At 71.1% G+C, this 15,914-nt stretch carries 19 protein-coding genes and 1 tRNA gene; 10 read left to right on the plus strand and 10 right to left on the minus strand.

Annotation, left to right across the window (positions count from 1 at the left end; translation table 11 throughout):
- Nucleotides 1-76: 76 nt before the first annotated feature.
- Both KK087_RS11600 and KK087_RS11605 read right to left on the minus strand, forming a co-directional pair.
- Nucleotides 77-1,309, minus strand: a complete 1,233-nt coding sequence (locus tag KK087_RS11600; protein ID WP_214543703.1) for an MFS transporter — start codon at nucleotides 1,307-1,309, stop codon at nucleotides 77-79.
- On the minus strand, nucleotides 1,306-1,755 hold the full coding sequence (locus tag KK087_RS11605) for a MarR family winged helix-turn-helix transcriptional regulator (RefSeq protein ID WP_214565443.1): 450 nt from the start codon (nucleotides 1,753-1,755) through the stop codon (nucleotides 1,306-1,308). The genes KK087_RS11600 and KK087_RS11605 overlap by 4 nt, the downstream gene beginning before the upstream one ends.
- Before the next feature lie 83 nt (nucleotides 1,756-1,838).
- On the opposite strand from KK087_RS11605, the gene KK087_RS11610 reads away from it, so the two are divergent.
- Nucleotides 1,839-2,129: a hypothetical protein gene (locus KK087_RS11610; RefSeq protein ID WP_017886051.1), complete on the plus strand. Its 291-nt coding sequence runs from the start codon at nucleotides 1,839-1,841 to the stop codon at nucleotides 2,127-2,129.
- Between the two features lie 29 nt (nucleotides 2,130-2,158).
- Nucleotides 2,159-2,419, plus strand: a complete 261-nt coding sequence (locus KK087_RS11615; RefSeq protein ID WP_214530391.1) for a thioredoxin family protein — start codon at nucleotides 2,159-2,161, stop codon at nucleotides 2,417-2,419.
- On the opposite strand, the gene KK087_RS11620 is transcribed toward KK087_RS11615, so the two are convergent.
- From KK087_RS11620 to KK087_RS11630, 3 genes are all read right to left on the minus strand, one after another.
- Complete coding sequence (locus KK087_RS11620; protein WP_214565445.1) at nucleotides 2,363-3,811, minus strand: DUF6716 putative glycosyltransferase; 1,449 nt, start codon at nucleotides 3,809-3,811, stop codon at nucleotides 2,363-2,365. The genes KK087_RS11615 and KK087_RS11620 overlap by 57 nt on opposite strands.
- Before the next feature lie 181 nt (nucleotides 3,812-3,992).
- Nucleotides 3,993-4,865, minus strand: a complete 873-nt coding sequence (locus KK087_RS11625; RefSeq protein WP_214530393.1) for an N-acetylneuraminate synthase family protein — start codon at nucleotides 4,863-4,865, stop codon at nucleotides 3,993-3,995.
- On the minus strand, nucleotides 4,862-5,623 hold the full coding sequence (locus tag KK087_RS11630) for an acylneuraminate cytidylyltransferase family protein (protein WP_214565447.1): 762 nt from the start codon (nucleotides 5,621-5,623) through the stop codon (nucleotides 4,862-4,864). Before KK087_RS11630 ends, KK087_RS11625 begins: the two co-directional genes overlap by 4 nt.
- 164 nt (nucleotides 5,624-5,787) lie before the next feature.
- Between KK087_RS11630 and KK087_RS11635 the strand changes: the two genes are divergently transcribed.
- A tRNA-Arg gene (locus tag KK087_RS11635) sits at nucleotides 5,788-5,860 on the plus strand.
- An 80-nt stretch (nucleotides 5,861-5,940) separates the two neighbouring features.
- Here the strand turns inward: KK087_RS11635 and KK087_RS11640 are convergent.
- Complete coding sequence (locus KK087_RS11640; protein WP_214565448.1) at nucleotides 5,941-7,269, minus strand: hypothetical protein; 1,329 nt, start codon at nucleotides 7,267-7,269, stop codon at nucleotides 5,941-5,943.
- 89 nt (nucleotides 7,270-7,358) lie between these two features.
- Nucleotides 7,359-7,625 carry a hypothetical protein gene (locus KK087_RS11645; protein WP_017886047.1) on the minus strand — a complete coding sequence of 89 codons (267 nt, stop codon included), beginning with the start codon at nucleotides 7,623-7,625 and terminating at the stop codon, nucleotides 7,359-7,361.
- Between the two features lie 150 nt (nucleotides 7,626-7,775).
- On the opposite strand from KK087_RS11645, the gene msrA reads away from it, so the two are divergent.
- From msrA to KK087_RS11660, 3 genes are all read left to right on the plus strand, one after another.
- A complete protein-coding gene (gene msrA / locus KK087_RS11650) occupies nucleotides 7,776-8,303 on the plus strand; it encodes a peptide-methionine (S)-S-oxide reductase MsrA (protein ID WP_214565450.1) in 528 nt (175 codons plus the stop codon).
- A gap of 37 nt (nucleotides 8,304-8,340) precedes the next feature.
- Nucleotides 8,341-8,544, plus strand: coding sequence for a methyltransferase (locus KK087_RS11655; RefSeq protein ID WP_214565453.1), 204 nt, complete (start codon nucleotides 8,341-8,343; stop codon nucleotides 8,542-8,544).
- Between the two features lie 119 nt (nucleotides 8,545-8,663).
- Nucleotides 8,664-9,377 carry a single-stranded DNA-binding protein gene (locus KK087_RS11660; RefSeq protein ID WP_214565461.1) on the plus strand — a complete coding sequence of 238 codons (714 nt, stop codon included), beginning with the start codon at nucleotides 8,664-8,666 and terminating at the stop codon, nucleotides 9,375-9,377.
- 74 nt (nucleotides 9,378-9,451) lie between these two features.
- Here the strand turns inward: KK087_RS11660 and KK087_RS11665 are convergent, their stop codons facing one another.
- Nucleotides 9,452-10,189 (minus strand): hypothetical protein, encoded by a 738-nt coding sequence (locus KK087_RS11665; protein WP_214565464.1) that lies wholly within the window; start codon nucleotides 10,187-10,189, stop codon nucleotides 9,452-9,454.
- A 189-nt stretch (nucleotides 10,190-10,378) separates the two neighbouring features.
- Here KK087_RS11665 and ettA point away from each other — a divergent pair, with 189 nt between their 5' ends.
- Together ettA and KK087_RS11675 are read left to right on the plus strand one after the other, a co-directional pair.
- Entirely contained in the window at nucleotides 10,379-12,064 is a 1,686-nt protein-coding gene (gene ettA, locus KK087_RS11670; protein ID WP_214543694.1) for an energy-dependent translational throttle protein EttA, read from the plus strand.
- Nucleotides 12,065-12,096: 32 nt separating this feature from the next.
- Nucleotides 12,097-12,549: an acyl-CoA thioesterase gene (locus KK087_RS11675; protein WP_214543693.1), complete on the plus strand. Its 453-nt coding sequence runs from the start codon at nucleotides 12,097-12,099 to the stop codon at nucleotides 12,547-12,549.
- Here the strand turns inward: KK087_RS11675 and KK087_RS11680 are convergent.
- On the minus strand, nucleotides 12,536-13,399 hold the full coding sequence (locus tag KK087_RS11680; RefSeq protein WP_214530401.1) for an acyl-CoA thioesterase: 864 nt from the start codon (nucleotides 13,397-13,399) through the stop codon (nucleotides 12,536-12,538). The genes KK087_RS11675 and KK087_RS11680 overlap by 14 nt on opposite strands.
- Nucleotides 13,400-13,491: 92 nt before the next feature.
- Between KK087_RS11680 and KK087_RS11685 the strand changes: the two genes are divergently transcribed.
- The gene (locus KK087_RS11685) at nucleotides 13,492-14,193 is read left to right on the plus strand and encodes a DUF8185 domain-containing protein (protein WP_071405518.1); all 702 of its coding nucleotides are present in this window, start codon (nucleotides 13,492-13,494) and stop codon (nucleotides 14,191-14,193) included.
- Nucleotides 14,194-14,293: 100 nt separating this feature from the next.
- The gene (locus tag KK087_RS11690) at nucleotides 14,294-15,136 is read left to right on the plus strand and encodes an NAD(P)H-binding protein (protein WP_214565466.1); all 843 of its coding nucleotides are present in this window, start codon (nucleotides 14,294-14,296) and stop codon (nucleotides 15,134-15,136) included.
- Between the two features lie 299 nt (nucleotides 15,137-15,435).
- On the opposite strand, the gene KK087_RS11695 is transcribed toward KK087_RS11690, so the two are convergent.
- Nucleotides 15,436-15,906 carry a globin gene (locus tag KK087_RS11695; RefSeq protein WP_250901053.1) on the minus strand — a complete coding sequence of 157 codons (471 nt, stop codon included), beginning with the start codon at nucleotides 15,904-15,906 and terminating at the stop codon, nucleotides 15,436-15,438.
- Nucleotides 15,907-15,914: the final 8 nt, after the last annotated feature.

The following is a 15,914-nucleotide window of genomic DNA, read 5'->3' on the forward strand; positions in this document are numbered from 1 at the left end:
GGGGACGGCGAAGGGGCGGGGCGCTCGCTGGAGGCTCGCGACGGGTGGCCAGCGAAGGCACCCGCCCCCCCGGCGGCTAGGCCATCTCGCCGGCGGTGATGGCCTCGGCCTCGACGGGCTCGGGCTCGGGGCCGTCGTCGACGCGGCGCAGGACCCTCGTGGTGCAGAGGATCACGACGAAGGCGACCGCGACGGACGCACCCGCGAACACGTACGCCGCCGAGGGGGAGTACGCGTCGGCGAGCAGGGTCGCGACGGGCGGGGCGATGGCGCCGCCGATGAAGCGGACGGCGGAGTAGGCACTCGAGGCGACCGAGCGGGGGAGGTCGGTGGCCTCCATGACGCACTCGGTGAGCACGGTGTTCAGGACGCCGAGCACGAGACCACCGATGACGACGCAGACGATCAGGCCCACCTGCGACCGCACGACCACGGCGGCGGCGAACAGGTCGAGTGCCAGCAGGGGGAGGGCGACCTTCAGGACGGTGGTCCGACGCATGCGGGCCGTCAGCATCGGGGCGACCCACACCGAGGTGATCGCCAGGCCGACGCCCCAGCCGAAGAACGTGAAGCCGATGCCGAGCGCGCCGAAGCCGAGCGGGAACGGCGTGTAGGCGAGCAGGACGAAGAAGCCGATGTTGTAGAACAGCGCGGTCGCCGCCAGGGCTGCGAGCGCGGGCTGTGCCAGGGCGCGGAAAGGGGCGGAGAGCTTCGTCGGGGTGGGCTTCTCGAGGCTGCCGGTCTTGAGCAGCGCCACGATCGCGATGAAGGCCACGGCCATCAGCGTGGTGACGCCGAAGAACGGTCCGCGCCAGCTCACCGAGCCGAGCAGGCCTCCGACGAGGGGACCGACGGCGATGCCGAGGCCGAGCGCTGCCTCGTACAGGATGATCGCCGAGGCGGTGCCGCCGGACGCCGCACCGACGATCGTCGCGAGTGCGGTGGAGATGAAGAGCGCGTTGCCGAGGCCCCATCCGGCGCGGAAGTCGATGATGCTCCACACACTGTTCGAGGTGGCGGCGAGGACCGAGAACACCACGATCAGGGCGAGACCGATGAGCAGGGTGCGCTTCGCGCCGATGCGGCTGGAGACCCAGCTGGTGAAGAACATCGCGACACCGGTGACGGCGAGGTAGCTCGTGAAGAGCAGCTCGGTCTGCGCGGGGGTCGCCTTGAGGGACGCCGCGATCGCCGGGAGGATCGGGTCGACGAGGCCGATGCCCATGAACGCGACGACGCAGGCGAAGGCGATCGCCCAGACTGCGGATGACTGCTTGAGGATGGAGCCGGTGGGTGCGTGGGTGTTCACGCGGAGATCTCCGTTTCGATGGGTGTGGTCCGGGTCCGCTCGGCGACCAGGGTCGCCGCGTGGTGCAGGACGTCCCAGTCGTCGTCGGTGAGGTCGGCGAACAACGGGCCGACCGTGCTGGTGAGGGCGGAACGCCAGGCGGCGAGGCGCTCCCGGCCGGCTTCGGTGAGCTCGATGAGCTGCCCACGGGAGTCGTCCGGGTCGACGCTGCGGCTGACGAGACCGTCGGTGAGCATCCCGGTGACGAGCCGGGTCATCGTGGGCTGCGCCACGCGCGACGCGGTGGCCAGTTCGCCGAGCCGCAGGGGCTCGTCGGTCTCGAGGATGCCGAGCGTGCGCCAGACGGCGGCGGACGTCGTGTTGCCCGTCGACTGGACGGCGCGGCGGATCAGGCGGTTGACGGAGACGAGGAGGGTCTCGATCGTCTGCTCACGCGGTGTTTCCATAGCTGAACTATATAGCTGTGCTATGAATATCGCAACGACGGGCTGGACAGACTGCGCCAGCCGCCGCCTGGTAGAAGGGACACATGAGCGACATCACCATCCACGAAGGCGACGAGTACACCGCGATCTTCCACGGCGGCCCCTTCGACGGCACGACCGACACCCGCACCGCCACGAGCGACGCGCTGGACGACGAGGTCACGGTGTTCGCCGACGTCGAGGGCCTGCAGACGGCCTTCACCTACCGCGCCACCAAGTCCCGCCAGGTCCTCGACCAGATCTCGGTCGAGTTCACCTACGAGCCCAGCGAGTCCGACCCGGTCGACGACCTGCAGGACCGCGGCGACCGCAGCGGCGAGTTCGACCGGGAGTAGAACCCGCACCCGCCGCGTTGCAGGACCACATGCAGCTCGACCTCTGGACGTCCGCCTTCTGTGCGCCGTGCGCCGCCGCCCGCCGGGTGTCGGCCGAGGCGTCGGCGCTCGTCCCCGGGCTCACCGTGACCGAACGCGACGTGGCGGCTCATCCCGACGACGCGGAAGACCTCGGCATCCGGTCCACGCCCACGATCATCGTGCGGCAGGGCGACGGGACCGAGGTCTTCCGTTCACCCGGCGTCCCGACCCGCGACCAACTCCTGCTCGCGGTGGCCAAGGCGCTCTGACCGAGCGGCCGCGCCAGCGGCGGCCCCCGGCGCTGGTGCAGCGGCGTGCGCCCCAGGGCGGACCCCCGCCCGCTGCGACGTCGGCGCAGCCACGACGACGGGCTCCGGTGGGTCGACCACCGCACGGACCCGTCGCACCAGGCGCTTCGCACCCCGGATCGGTGCCCCGATGCCCAGCGCCACCAGCCCGAGCGGGCTGCGATCGGCACCGCCGAGGGCGTTCTTCCGCTCCCATGCACGACGCAGCACCCCACCGCGGCTCCGGCGAGCAGGCTCCCGGTCCACGAGCGTCCCGGCGTCCCGGCGGGCCATGAGCTCCGCGAGTCGGTGCTGCCAGTCGTCGTCCGATGCCGGGTGGAAGTAGTTGTCCCGCATCCACTCCGGTCGGACGACTCCGAAGCGGCCGTCGACCAGGTCGACGGCGTCGCCTTCGAGTCCGCTCCCCACGAACACCTCGTTGATCAGGTGCCGCCCGATGCCGAAGTCGGTCAGCGTGAGCGCGGGGACGCCCCGGGCAGCCGCCTCGAGCACGGCGGTCGAACTGATCGTCACGAGCGCCACCGCACGGTCGAGGTGCTCGGCCATCGGACCGCTCTCGACCACGAGGTTCGCCGGGGCGTCCGCGGGCACCAGGTCCGGGTAGGGGTGTTCCTCGCGGTGCGTCTGCTGCTCGCCGGCAGCGGCGCGCGTCTTGATGACGACGCGCCACTCCGGGTGCTGCCGCGCCGTCTCGACGAGCCACCGGACGACGAGCGCGCGGTCGGCCCGCTCGAGCGGCACGCTCGGCTGCGCCGCGAAGACCACGGAGTCCTGGACGCCACGGACGGTCGCGCCGGTCGCGCCGGTTGCATCGGTTGCATCGGCTCCACCGGTCTCGCCGACCTCACCCGCCTTCCGCGCGAACGGCAGTGTTGCGAGTGCGAAGTGCGGCTCGACCCCGCCCTCACGCGCCATCTCCTCGTAGGCCCGGACCTCACGGTGGCTGTGCAGCACGAACAGGTCGGCTCGGGCGCGGAAGAAGATGCCCTTCCACTTCGACGGGAACGAGATCCCCGGCAGCCCGGACACCAGCACGGGCCGCTCCGGGATCCGCCGGTGCACCTCGTCGATCACGAGTTCGGCCACCGGGCCGATCAACGACACCAGGACAGCGTCCGGCGGGTCCTGTCGGAGCTCCTCGACGACCGCGTCGACGTCCTTCGGCGCGGGTGGCTCGTGGTGCAGGTGGGCGAGCCGTCGGTCGAGCCCGCGGAATGCCGACCGCAGCTGCTTCGGGCTCGCCGACCGCGGGGTCGCCACGGTCCGCAGTTCCAGGTCCCAGTCTGCCGGGGCGGTCGCCAGCAGGTGCGCGCCCCACTTCGCGAACGAGTCGGTGTCGACCAGGCCGACCACGCGTCGGACGCGTGGTGACGCGTCGGACGGGAGGCGCGCCTCCCGTCCGCCTGTCGACCCACTGCCGTCAGCCGGCACGCCCAGGGCGCGGGTCCCGTCGACCGGGCCGCTCACGCGCCGACGCGGCGCAGCTTCGCGAGCGGTGCCTGCTCGCCGGCGGTCAGATGGGGACTGCATCCGCTCACGCGCCGACGCGACGCAGCTTCGCGAGCGGTGCCTGCTCGCCGGGGAAGATCCTCTTGACCCCGTCGCCGAGGGCGGTCTCGATGATGCGGATGTCACGGGCGAGCGTCTTCAGGCCGTGCGGCTCGAGCGATGCCGCGTGGTCCGAGCCCCACATCGTGCGGTCGAGCGTGATGTGCCGCTCGACGGCCGTGGCACCGAGGGCGACCGCGGCGATGGAGATCTGCAGGCCGGGCTCGTGCCCGGAGTAGCCGACGGGGACGCCCGCGTACCGGTGGGCGAGGGTGTCGATCATGCGGAGGTTCGCCTCTTCGGCCGGCAGTGGGTACGTCGAGGTCGCGTGCATGAGGACGAGGCGGTCGGTGCCGAGCGCCTCGACGGCGGCGTCGATCTGCTCGAGCGTCGACATGCCGGTCGACAGGATGACGGGCTTGCCGGTCGCGGCGACGGCGGCGAGCATGCCGAGGTCGGTCACCGACGCCGAGGCGATCTTGTAGGCGACGACGTTGAGGTCCTCGAGGAAGTCGACCGACGGTTCGTCCCACGGGGACGCGAACCAGTCGAGGCCGCGGAGGGTCGCGTGGTCGCCGATCTCGATGTACTGGTCGCGGTCGAACTCGACGCGGTAGCGGTACTCCAGGTAGGTCATGTCGCCCCACGGAGTGCTGCGCGGGGTGTTCTTCATGTGCTCCGGCGTGGAGATCTCCGGGGTGCGCTTCTGGAACTTCACGGCCTGCAGGCCCGCGTCGGCAGCCACGTCGATGAGCTGCTTCGCGATGTCGACGTCGCCGTTGTGGTTGAGGCCGATCTCGCCGATGAGGTACGCGGGGTGGCCCGCGCCGATCGTGGACGTACCGATGGTGACGGTCATGGTGCTCCGTTCGGTGCGGGGGTTGCCCGCGTCGGGGATGGGTCTCGGGTCGTGGTGGATGCTGGGGCCGGGGCTTCGACGGGGGTTTCGGCGAGGGCTTCGGCGAGGGCCAGGTCGGCTTCCTCGTCGATGTCGATCGCGCCGGCACCGTCGACGACGGCCAGCTCGACCCGGCCGTGGAACCGGTGTCGGTTCTCGAGGAACCCCGCCGTCCGCATCACGTAGAAGGCGCCGGTCTCGCGGTACTCGGGCTCGCGGTCCTGCCGACGGGGCCTGGTCGCCGCGTCGTGGTTCACCGCGACCGCCGTGCCGTCCGGTGCGGTCCGCCACAGGAACGCGTGTGACGGAGCGGCGGCGAACACCGCGTCGGCACGACCGTCGAGCACCCGCGCGACGGCGGCGTCGAGGTCGGCCGGGTCGATGAACGGCGAGGTCGCCTGCAGGAAGACGAGGACCTCGGGCAGCGGCGTGCTGATCGCGTCGAGGACGTGCAGCAGCGCGGACTCGGACGAGGCCTCGTCGCCGGCGAGCTCGACCGGCCGGCGGACGACCCCGGCGCCGGCGGCGACCGCCTCGGCGGCGATGGTGTCGCCGTCGGTCGTGACGACCACGTCGTCGATGCTCCTGGCAGCGAGGGCCGATTCGACCGCTCGACGGACCAGAGAACGACCTGCGACCGTGCGGAGGTTCTTGCCGGGTATCCCCTTCGACCCGGCACGTGCTGGCACGACGGCGAGGACGGAACCGGTGGTGCGCATGCTCCGGACGCTACGAAGCGCGGGTGTCCCGGAGGGGAACGGGGAGCAGACGGCGGCCGACCGTTGGGCGACCGCCGCCCCCGGTCACGGCGTTGTCGGCGGTGTTGGGTCGCGGTGTTCGTCGTACGTTCGGTGGCCGCTCGCCGCTACAATCGACGCTGCTCGCCTCCGTAGCTCAGTGGATAGAGCAGGTGGTTTCTACCCACCGTGCCGCGGGTTCGATTCCTGCCGGGGGCGCCGAAGACGAACGGGGCCGCCATCCTCTCCGGATGGCGGCCCCGTTCTCGTCGTGCGGCTGTTGCTCGTCGTGCTGGCTGTTACTCGTCGTCGTCCGCTGCGCGGCGTCGGAGTTCGGCGGCGCTGATCGGCTGCGTGTACGGCGCCTCCGACGTCTCGTTCGCATCGGCCGGCTCGGCGGGCGCCTGGTTCAGGCGCGTCGGGACGGACGTGGTGTTCGTCGCGCCGGGGGTGTCGACCCGGGGAGCCGGTGGCGGCGGGACGTCGTTCGCGGGCGCCCGGTTGACGTGGGCGTCGGCCGCGGTGGGGCTCGCCACGGGGCGGTCGGACGAGGACGGACGGTCGTTCCGCGGTGCGCCGTCGGTGTCGCCGAACGCTCGGGTGGCGCTGGACGCACCGAAGGCCCGGGTGGCGGTGGAATCGTCCACGACCTCGGTGTCGTCCGTACTCCGGTTCGGGGTGGAGCGGGAGGGCGAGGTCGGGGTGCCGAGTGCCGGACGGACCGGGGCTGCCGCGTCGTCGTCGCCGTAGACGCGGGTGGTGTTGTCGCCGAAGGAGCGCGTGACGTTCGGGTCCGTGCTGCCGCGGTTCGGGTTCGGGGTGGCACCACGGTTCACCGAGAACGAGGGCGTCGTCCCACCGGCAGGAGATGCTCCGCCGACCGCGCCGGCAGCGGGCGCGGACGTCGTCGAGGGAGCCGGAGTCGCGGCGGACGCAGGGGTCGAGGGTGCGGACGCGGGGCGCTGCGCCGGGCGAAGCGAGGTCGTCGTCGGCGTCGGTCGCTCGGTGGCGGCCATCGGTGCCGGTGCCGGGGCCCCATTCTGGGTCTGCTCCTGGTTCTGGCTGCGCGGCGCCTGGGCCTGATCGGCGTTCCAGTCCTGCTGGCGCTTGATCAGGTCGGCGTCGGGGTCGGGTGACTCGAACTTCCAGCGCTCGAGGTCGGCCTTGAAGAGCTTGCGTGCCCGGTTCGGGCGGGCCTGCCACTCGAGCAGGCGGTCACGGAACTCGGCGAGTGACTGCTCGGCCTGGAAGCTGAACGTCGACGAGTTCTTCTTGATGTCGGCGATCTCGTGCTGCGCCCAGTTGGCGGCCAGGGGCGCGCCCTGCACGGGGAGGAGGCGCAACCGGATGTCGGCGTCCTCCGCCAGGTGGTCGGCATAGGCGCGCTCGTCGTGTCCGAGCGAGCCCCAGTCCGCCGACTTGCGCGCCGCCGTCAGGATCGCGGCCACTGCCGCGTTCTTCGATTCCCGCTCCTGGAGCGCCACGACCCGCTTCGTCGCGCTGCGTCCGATGAGCGCCGCGATGACGCCCGCCACGACGATGGCGACGAAGGGGATCACAGCGCCCGAGAGCACCCGCCAACCCGTGTCGGACGAAGTCCAGTCGGTCAGGTCGTTCCACCAGTCCATGCGCGCACCATATCCACGGAACGGTCAGGCGTCGGGGAGGCCGGACGGCGTTCCGTGCATCCCAGCGCAGATGATTCCAATCTGGAACATCATGACCAGCGCAGGGTGTCCACGGCGTCGTCGGCGGACCACACGCTCGGCAGTTCGACGAACCGACGCTCGGTCGCGACGTACCGGCGGGCACGGTAGGCGGTGTCGCCCGCGACGTCGATGCGGTCGACGTACCCGACGATCTCGCCGTTGGCTCGGGTCACCCGGCTCAGGTCGTCGCGGACGTCGAGGATGCGGTAGTCGCCCCGGGCGCGGGCCAGCGGGACGGTGCGGATCCGCAGTGCGGGTTCGGTGATGGTCTGCATCGCTGGCCTCCTGGTCGGTGTGGATTCGACGCTACGGGGGACCACCGACACGCCGAGGGGTGCCAGCCGATCTGGGGAACAGGACCTCCGCGCACACTGTTGTGGAGGAACGAAGGGGCTGCACCGGCGGCCCGGAGAGAGGTTGTGGCCATGACCACGTTCGTGCTCGCAGGTGGATGTTTCTGGTGTCTGGACGCCGTGTACCGCACGCTCCAGGGCGTGCAGGACGTGGTGTCCGGCTACGTCGGCGGGCAGGACGCGGACCCGTCCTACGAGCTCGTGTGCACCGGCACGACCGGGCATGCCGAGGCGGTCGCCGTGACCTTCGACGAGTCGGTGATCCCGGCCGACGTGATCCTCGACGTGTTCTTCACGCTGCACGACCCCCGTCAGCTGAACCGTCAGGGCGCCGACGTCGGCACGCAGTACCGCTCGGCGATGTTCCCGGCCGACGACGCGCAGCGCGAACTGTTCGAGCACGCGGTCGAGCGGGCGTCGGAGATCTGGGACGGCGGGATCGTCACCACCATCGAGCCGTTCTCGACGTTCTACCGCGCTGAGGAGTACCACCAGGACTTCTTCGCGAAGAACCCCGGGCAGGGGTACTGCCTCGCAGTCGCGCTGCCCAAGGTGAACAAGGTCCGGAAGGCCTACAGTCAGTACATCCTGGCGTCCTGACCCCGGGGCGGCAGGGCCACAAGGAGGTGGTTCGAACATGACGGACAACACGGGAACCTGGGTCGCCATCGGTCCGGCCGGAGCGGTGGGCAGCATCCACCGCGCGGCGGACGGCTTCCAGGTCGAGCTCTACGGACGACGACGGGCGGGCGGGCCGTACCCGTCCCTCGAGTCCGCGAAGGGCGCGGTCCACTCCGCGCTCGGACCGTTGGCCGCCCGGCCCGAGTTCCGAGCACACTGAGCGGGTTCGGACAGGAGGCCCGGGGGACTCGTCCTCCACAGGTCGCCTGATCGGGTCCACACGTCACAGATCGAGCCCGGGGCCGCTCGCGCAGCCCCGGGCTCCGTGACGATCGACGCATGAACGACATCATCACCGTCTGCGGAATCGTCGCCACCGAGCCACGTCACCTCGTCACCGAGACCGGCATCGCCATCACGAGTCTCCGGCTCGCGTCACCTTCGCGCCGTTGGGACCGGGCCAGTGCCGCCTGGGTCAACGGTGCGACCAACTGGTACACCGTCACCGCGTTCCGCTCACTCGCGTCGAACGTGTTCAAGTCTCTGAAGAAGGGCGACCGCATCGTCGTGGCCGGCCGCGTCCGCATCCGGACGTGGGAGCGCGACGGTCGCGGCGGGACCTCGGTCGAGATCGACGCCGACGGCATCGGCCACGACCTGGCGTGGGGGATCAGCAACTGGGTCCGGGTACCGCGGCAGGTGGGGGATGCCACCTCGGGCCATGGCGGTCTCCGCGGGGTCGACCCGCGCACCGGCGAGGTCCGTGAGTCCGTACCGGAGCCGGGGGCCGGTCGCGCGCCCGAGCACGGCGCACCGGGACACGGCGGGGGAACCGAGCACGATCCGTCAAGCGAGGACGGCCCCGGGGGCGGAGACGGCGACGGCGATGACAGCGGAGCTGACGGCCTGCACGGCGAGCCGCCGCTCGGCGACGCTCCCGACCCGGTCGGGCCGTCCGAGCACACGCTCGAACAGGACGCTGCGCCGTGGGACCCGGTGCCGCCCCTCGACGACCAGGACCGTCACGACGCGCACGTCGCCGAAGCGGCCTGACCCGACGCGCCGACCAGGGTCAGTGTGTCCGGTCAGGCCGCCGGTGCAGCGTGCCGTTCAGCGGGACGCGGCGGTCACCACTTCTGGGCGATCATCCCGATGCCGGAGACCTGGGCGGTGTCCCAGTTCCCGCCGCGGGGCAGCCCGGTCACACGGCCGTCGATCTTGAAGCTCGCACCCTGCACCCGGGGGGTGTTGGTCTGCTTGGCCTTCAGCCCGTGGAACGAGAAGCTCGTGTCCCACTTGCCGTTCAGACCGGTGTTCGACTTGCGGTCACCGACCGTGATGCGGGTGTTCTGCACCGTCGAGTGCACGACGTCACCGTTCAGGCGGGCGTTGGCCTCGGCGTTGAAGAACAGGCGACCGTCCAGGTTGAGCTTGAGCGTGCCGATCGTCTTGTGGTTCACGATCATCGTCGCGACGTCGTTCTTGTACCAGCGCATCCCGATCGGCGTGAGCTTGTTCGTGGCCGGGCCGAGGTAGCCGTAGGTGAACTTGCCGTTCTGCACGCGCTCCCAGATGTAGCGCGGCTTGCCCTTGCTCTCGGGGGAACCCTTGTCCGACTGGATCCCGAAGGCGTACGCGTTGTTGTGGGCGTCGTGCACGTTGATGTACGACGAGTAGCCGGTGCCCGTGCCGTTGGCGCTGATGCTCGCCGTGTACAGCAGGTACGGGTCGCCCTTCGGCACGGCACCGGCGGCCGATGCCGGTGAGACCGGGGCGATGAGTGCGACGGTGAGTGCGATCGCTCCGACGAAGGGGAGCGCGAGGCGGCGAAGCCGCGACGGGGTCGTGGTCGTGTGCGTGGTCATGGTCCTCGTCCTGTCCGTGGTCCTGATCCTGGTCCTCGTCGTGGTGAGCGACGGGCCCGAGGTAGCGGGGTGAGGCAAAGCTACGTCGTCCGTGCCGTGAACAACAGGGCTGTTCGTACAGGTGCGGGAAGCGGCGATCCGGCGTCGTGCGAGCACCGCTCCGACGGTGTCACTACACTTGGGGCCGATATGGCTGAGTACATCTACCAGATGGTCCGCGCCCGCAAGGCGGTCGGCGACAAGCTGATCCTCGACGACGTCACGATGTCGTTCCTCCCCGGCGCCAAGATCGGCGTCGTCGGGCCGAACGGTGCGGGCAAGTCGACGATCCTGAAGATCATGGCGGGTCTCGACCAGCCGTCCAACGGCGAGGCGAAGCTCACGCCGGGCTTCTCCGTCGGCATCCTCATGCAGGAGCCGGAGCTCGACGAGACGAAGACCGTGCTCGAGAACGTGCAGGAAGGCGTGGGCGAGATCCACGGCAAACTCGCACGCTTCAACGAGATCTCGGCGCTCATGGCCGAGCCGGACGCCGACTTCGACGCCCTGCTCGCCGAGATGGGCACGCTGCAGGAAGACATCGACGCCGCCGACGCGTGGGACCTCGACTCCCAGCTCGAGCAGGCGATGGCCGCGCTCCAGTGCCCCCCGGGGGACGAGCTCGTCACCCACCTGTCCGGTGGTGAGAAGCGCCGCGTCGCGCTCTGCAAGCTCCTGCTCCAGAAGCCCGACCTGCTCCTCCTCGACGAGCCCACCAACCACCTCGACGCCGAGAGCGTGCTCTGGCTCGAGCAGCACCTGCAGCAGTACCACGGTGCCGTCCTCGCCGTGACCCACGACCGGTACTTCCTCGACCACGTCGCGCAGTGGATCGCCGAGGTCGACCGTGGTCGCCTCTACCCGTACGAGGGCAACTACTCGACCTACCTCGAGAAGAAGCGCGCCCGCCTCGAGGTGCAGGGCAAGAAGGACGCCAAGCTCGCGAAGCGCCTGTCCTCGGAGCTCGACTGGGTCCGCAGCAACACCAAGGGCCGCCAGGCCAAGTCGAAGGCCCGTCTCGCCCGCTACGAGGAGATGGTCACCGAGGCCGAGCGCACTCGCAAGCTCGACTTCGAGGAGATCGTGATCCCCGTCGGCCCGCGCCTCGGTTCGCAGGTCATCGACGCCGAGCACCTGCGCAAGCAGTTCGGTGAGCGCGTCATCATCGGTGACCTCTCGTTCACGCTGCCCCGCAACGGCATCGTCGGCGTCATCGGTCCCAACGGCGTCGGCAAGACCACGCTCTTCAAGACGATCGTCGGCCTCGAGCCCCTCGACGGCGGCACGCTGAAGATCGGTGACACCGTCCAGATCTCCTACGTCGACCAGACCCGCGGCGGGATCGACCCGAACAAGAACCTGTGGGAGGTCGTGTCCGACGGCCTCGACTACATCCAGGTCGGCAAGACCGAGATCCCGTCCCGCGCCTACGTGTCGCAGTTCGGCTTCAAGGGCCCGGACCAGCAGAAGCGTGCCGGCATCCTGTCCGGCGGTGAGCGCAACCGACTGAACCTGGCGCTGACGCTCAAGCAGGGCGGCAACCTGCTGCTCCTCGACGAGCCGACCAACGACCTGGACGTCGAGACCCTCGGCAGCCTCGAGAACGCCCTGCTCGAGTACCCCGGTTGCGCCGTGGTCATCACCCACGACCGGTGGTTCCTCGACCGCATCGCCACGCACATCCTGGCGTGGGAGGGCCTCAACGAGGACGGGACACCGAACTGGTACTGGTTCGAGGGCAACTTCGAGGCGTACGAGGAGAACAAGATCGAGCGCCTCGGGGCAGACGCCGCGAAGCCCGGGCGCGCGACGTACCGCAAGCTCACCCGCGACTGACCCGCGTGGCGAGACTGCACGCTCCCATCCGCATGCGGTGGAGCGACATCGACGCCTACGGTCACGTCAACAACTCCGCGATGCTGCGCCTGCTCGAAGAAGCGCGCATCGTGGGGTTCTGGGGTGCCGACCCCGGTGAGGACCCGGACGGCAGCCTGCCGGAGCCGATCATCGACGGTCGGCCGGGCTCGGGCACGATGACCGTGATCGCCGGGCAGCGCCTGGAGTACCTGGCGTCGATCCCGTACCTCCGCCAGCCGCTCGACATCCAGATGTGGATCGGGCGGCTCGGGGGCGCGAGCATCGACGTCTCGTACGAGGTCTGGTCGCCGGTGGGGCAGCAGCCCGCCGTCCTGTACACCCGGGCCACGACGGCGCTCGTGATGGTCGACGCGGCGACGAGCCGTCCGCGTCGCCTGACCGACACCGAGCGTGCGGCGTGCGAGCGGTACCTCGAGGATCCGGTGCAGTTCAGCCGGCCGTAGGCACCCGCATCATGCCCTCCTGGGCGACGGTGGCCAGCAGCTGCCCGTCCCGTGAGAACATCCGGCCGAACGCGAGTCCCCGGCCGCCCTGGGCGCTGGGGGACTCCTGCGTGTACAGGATCCACTCGTCGGCGCGCCCGTCGCGGTGCCACCACATGGCGTGGTCGAGGCTCGCGCTCTTCACTCCCGGCGTGCCCCAGGCGATGCCGTGCCGTCGCATGATCGGCTCGAGGATCGACAGGTCGCTCGCGTACCCCAGCACGGCGCGGTGCAGGGCCGGGTCGTCCGGCAGGTCGCCCTGCACGCGGAACCAGACCGCCTGGTGCGGCACGTGCTCGCCCTGCACGTCGACGAACACCGGCCCCTCGACGTGCCGCAGGTCGATGGACCGCGCGGCCCACGCGCGAGCGACGGGGTGGTCGATCGCGGACAGGATCGACGCCGCCGAGGGCAGGGACTCGGGGTCGGGAGTGTCCACGGGGTACGGGTCCTGGTGCTCGATGCCGGTGTCCGGCACCTGGAACGACGCGATCATCGAGAAGATCGGCACGCCGCGCTGGTACGCCTGCACCCGTCGGGCCGCGAACGAACGACCGTCGTGGATGCGCTCGACGCCGAAGGTGATCGGCACCTCGATGTCACCGGGCCGCAGGAAGTACCCGTGCATCGAGTGGACGTCCCGACCGTCGATCGTGCTCTGCGCGGCGACGATGCACTGCGCCAGGACCTGCCCGCCGAACACCCGACCACCGGGGGACCAGTGGCTTGCACCGGTGAGGATCGTCTCGCCCGTGCTCGCGCCGGTGTCCTCGAGTCGCAGGGTCCGCAGGAAGTCGGGTTCGCCGTTCACGCTGTGCAGTCTACGAACGGCCGCCCGGCCCCGCCGCAGGGTCGCCACGCCCAGGCGGTGCGGCACCGATGGCCGGTAGGATCGGGGACGACATGGGCAACTCGTTCACGCTTCCCGACGCCGCCTCCCTCGGTGACCTCCGCACGTACCTCGGACGTGCCGCTCGGATCGAGGACGGCTCGGTCCGGCTCATCGCCGACTCCGGCGTCCTCGCCGTCTACACCGCGATCCTCTACCCCCTCGGGTTGCTCGACGAACTCCCGACGGTCCTCGGCCTCCGCACGTTCTCGCTCACCGAGCCCGCCTCGATCGACACCGTGGTCCCGCTGCAGTCGCTGCTCGAGCGTCTCCGCCTGCTGGCCGAGGCGCAGGACGCCGAGCACGCCGAGGGTGCCGACCCGACGCGGGCCACCCCGATCGAGGTCGAGTTGCCGCACGAGGTCCACACCGTCACGTGGGCGGCCATCTCGCCGCCCCGCGGTGGCTGGGTGCCGCTGCCCGACGTCTCGCCGGAGCTCCTCCGCCGCGCCACCCGCGACGGCATCGCCGAGGTCGCCGACGCCGTGCCGTCCAACGCGGGCGAAGCCATCGTCCGACGGATCCGCGCCGAGGTCTGGGGCCGGCCGGTCCCCGGCGTCGAGCACCTGCCGGCCGGCGCGGGCTTCGCGGGGGAGAGCCTCGGGTTCCTCGGGCACGACCCCGTCCGCCTGTTCGAGACCGGTCCGTGGAGCCGACTCACGACCTCGCGCGGCCACGTGCTCGTGAAGCGCCGCGCCTGGACCCTGAGCTCCTAGCGACCGCGACCGCGACCGCGACCGCGACCGCGACCGCGACCTCGACCTCGACCTCGACCTCGACCCTGACCCGGCCCGGCCGCCGTGGTTGGCTGGACCCATGCACGTCCTCCTCACCGGTGCGTCCGGGTACATCGGCTCCGCCGTCCTCCGCTCCCTCGTGGCCCAAGGCGACGAGGCCACCGCGCTCGTCCGGTCCGACGAGAAGGCCCAGCACGTCCGCGACGCGGGCGGCCGTGCCCTGGTCGGCGACGTCACCGACACCGAGGTCGTCGAACGGCTGCTGCACGAGAGCGACGGTGTGGTCCACACGGCGTCAGCGCCGGGCGTCGACCCCGACTTCATCCGCACGGCGATCGGTGCGCTGGCCGGCACGCCCAAGCCGTTCGTGCACACCGGTGGGATCTTCACCTTCGGTGACTCGACGGACATCTCCGAGCAGTCGCCGATCGACCCGCCGACGTTGACCGCCTGGCGCGGGCACAACGAAGCCGCACTCCGCGCGAGCGCCGTGCGGAGCACGGTCGTCGCGCCCGGCATCGTGTACGGCCGTGGCGCCGGCATCCCGGCGATGTTCGTCGGCGACGGCGAGCAGCCCGTGCACCTGGTGGGCGACGGTTCGCAGCGGTGGACGACGGTGCACGTCGACGACCTCGGCGCGCTGTACGTCCTCGCGCTGCACCGTGGCGAGCGCGACGGGTACATCGTCGCGGCGACGGGGGACAACCCGACCGTGCGCGAGCTCGCCGAGGCCGGGGCCCACGGATCGCCCGTCGTGGCCGAGAGCGTCGAGGCCAGCCGGCAGCGGCTCGGCACCGACTACGCCGACGCCCTGCTCCTGCACCAGGAGGCCTCCGGCGCCCACGCTCGGTCGGCCTACGGCTGGCGCCCGTCGCGGCCGACCCTGGTCGAGGACCTCGCCTCCGGCGCGTACGTGCGCTGACGCGCTGCCCACCAAAGACGCCGGCGTCCCGCGAACACGCCGCCGGTTCCGCGAGACGCCGCCGAATCCGGAGGCGTGGAACGCACATGGCGGCGTCAGACGGACACGCCGGCGTCTCGCGAACACGAGAACGCGGGGAAAGGCGGACGGGAGGCCCGTGGCGGCGCCGCCACGGGCCTCCCGTCCGCCACTCGTGACGATCACTGCACGCCGGCGTCAGCGGAAGACGCCGCGGGAGCGTCGAGACGCCGCCGGATTCAGCGGCGTCTCGACGACACGACGGCGTTTGTGCCCGCGCGTCAGTCGAAGGTGTTCGTCATCGCGTGGGCAGCGCGGTCGAGGTAGCCCCAGAGCTCGGCTTCGTCGAGGGGCGCGAGCCCGAGGGACTCGACCGCCTCGTGCATGTGGTGGAGCCAGCGCTCGCGGGCCTCGGACGTGATGCGGAACGGGTTGTGCCGCATCCGGAGCCGTGGGTGCCCGCGCTGCTCGCTGTAGGTGCCCGGGCCGCCCCAGTACTGCTGCAGGAAGGCCGACAGGCGCCAGATCGCACCCTCGAGGTCGTCGGCCGGGTACATCGGCCAGATGACCTCGTCCTGCTGCACGCCCTCGTAGAAGCGCCGGACGAGCCGGTCGAAGGTCGGGGCGCCGCCGATTCGCTCGTACAGCGACCCGGTGGCCGAGGCGCCGTGCTCCCCGACGCGCAGGGTGATCGGCTGCGCCGGGACGCCGGGGCCGCCGAGCCCCGGGGTGGTGCCGAGTCCGCCGGGCATGCCGAGAC

This window comes from Curtobacterium aurantiacum (assembly GCF_018598555.1).
Taxonomy (GTDB): domain Bacteria; phylum Actinomycetota; class Actinomycetes; order Actinomycetales; family Microbacteriaceae; genus Curtobacterium; species Curtobacterium aurantiacum.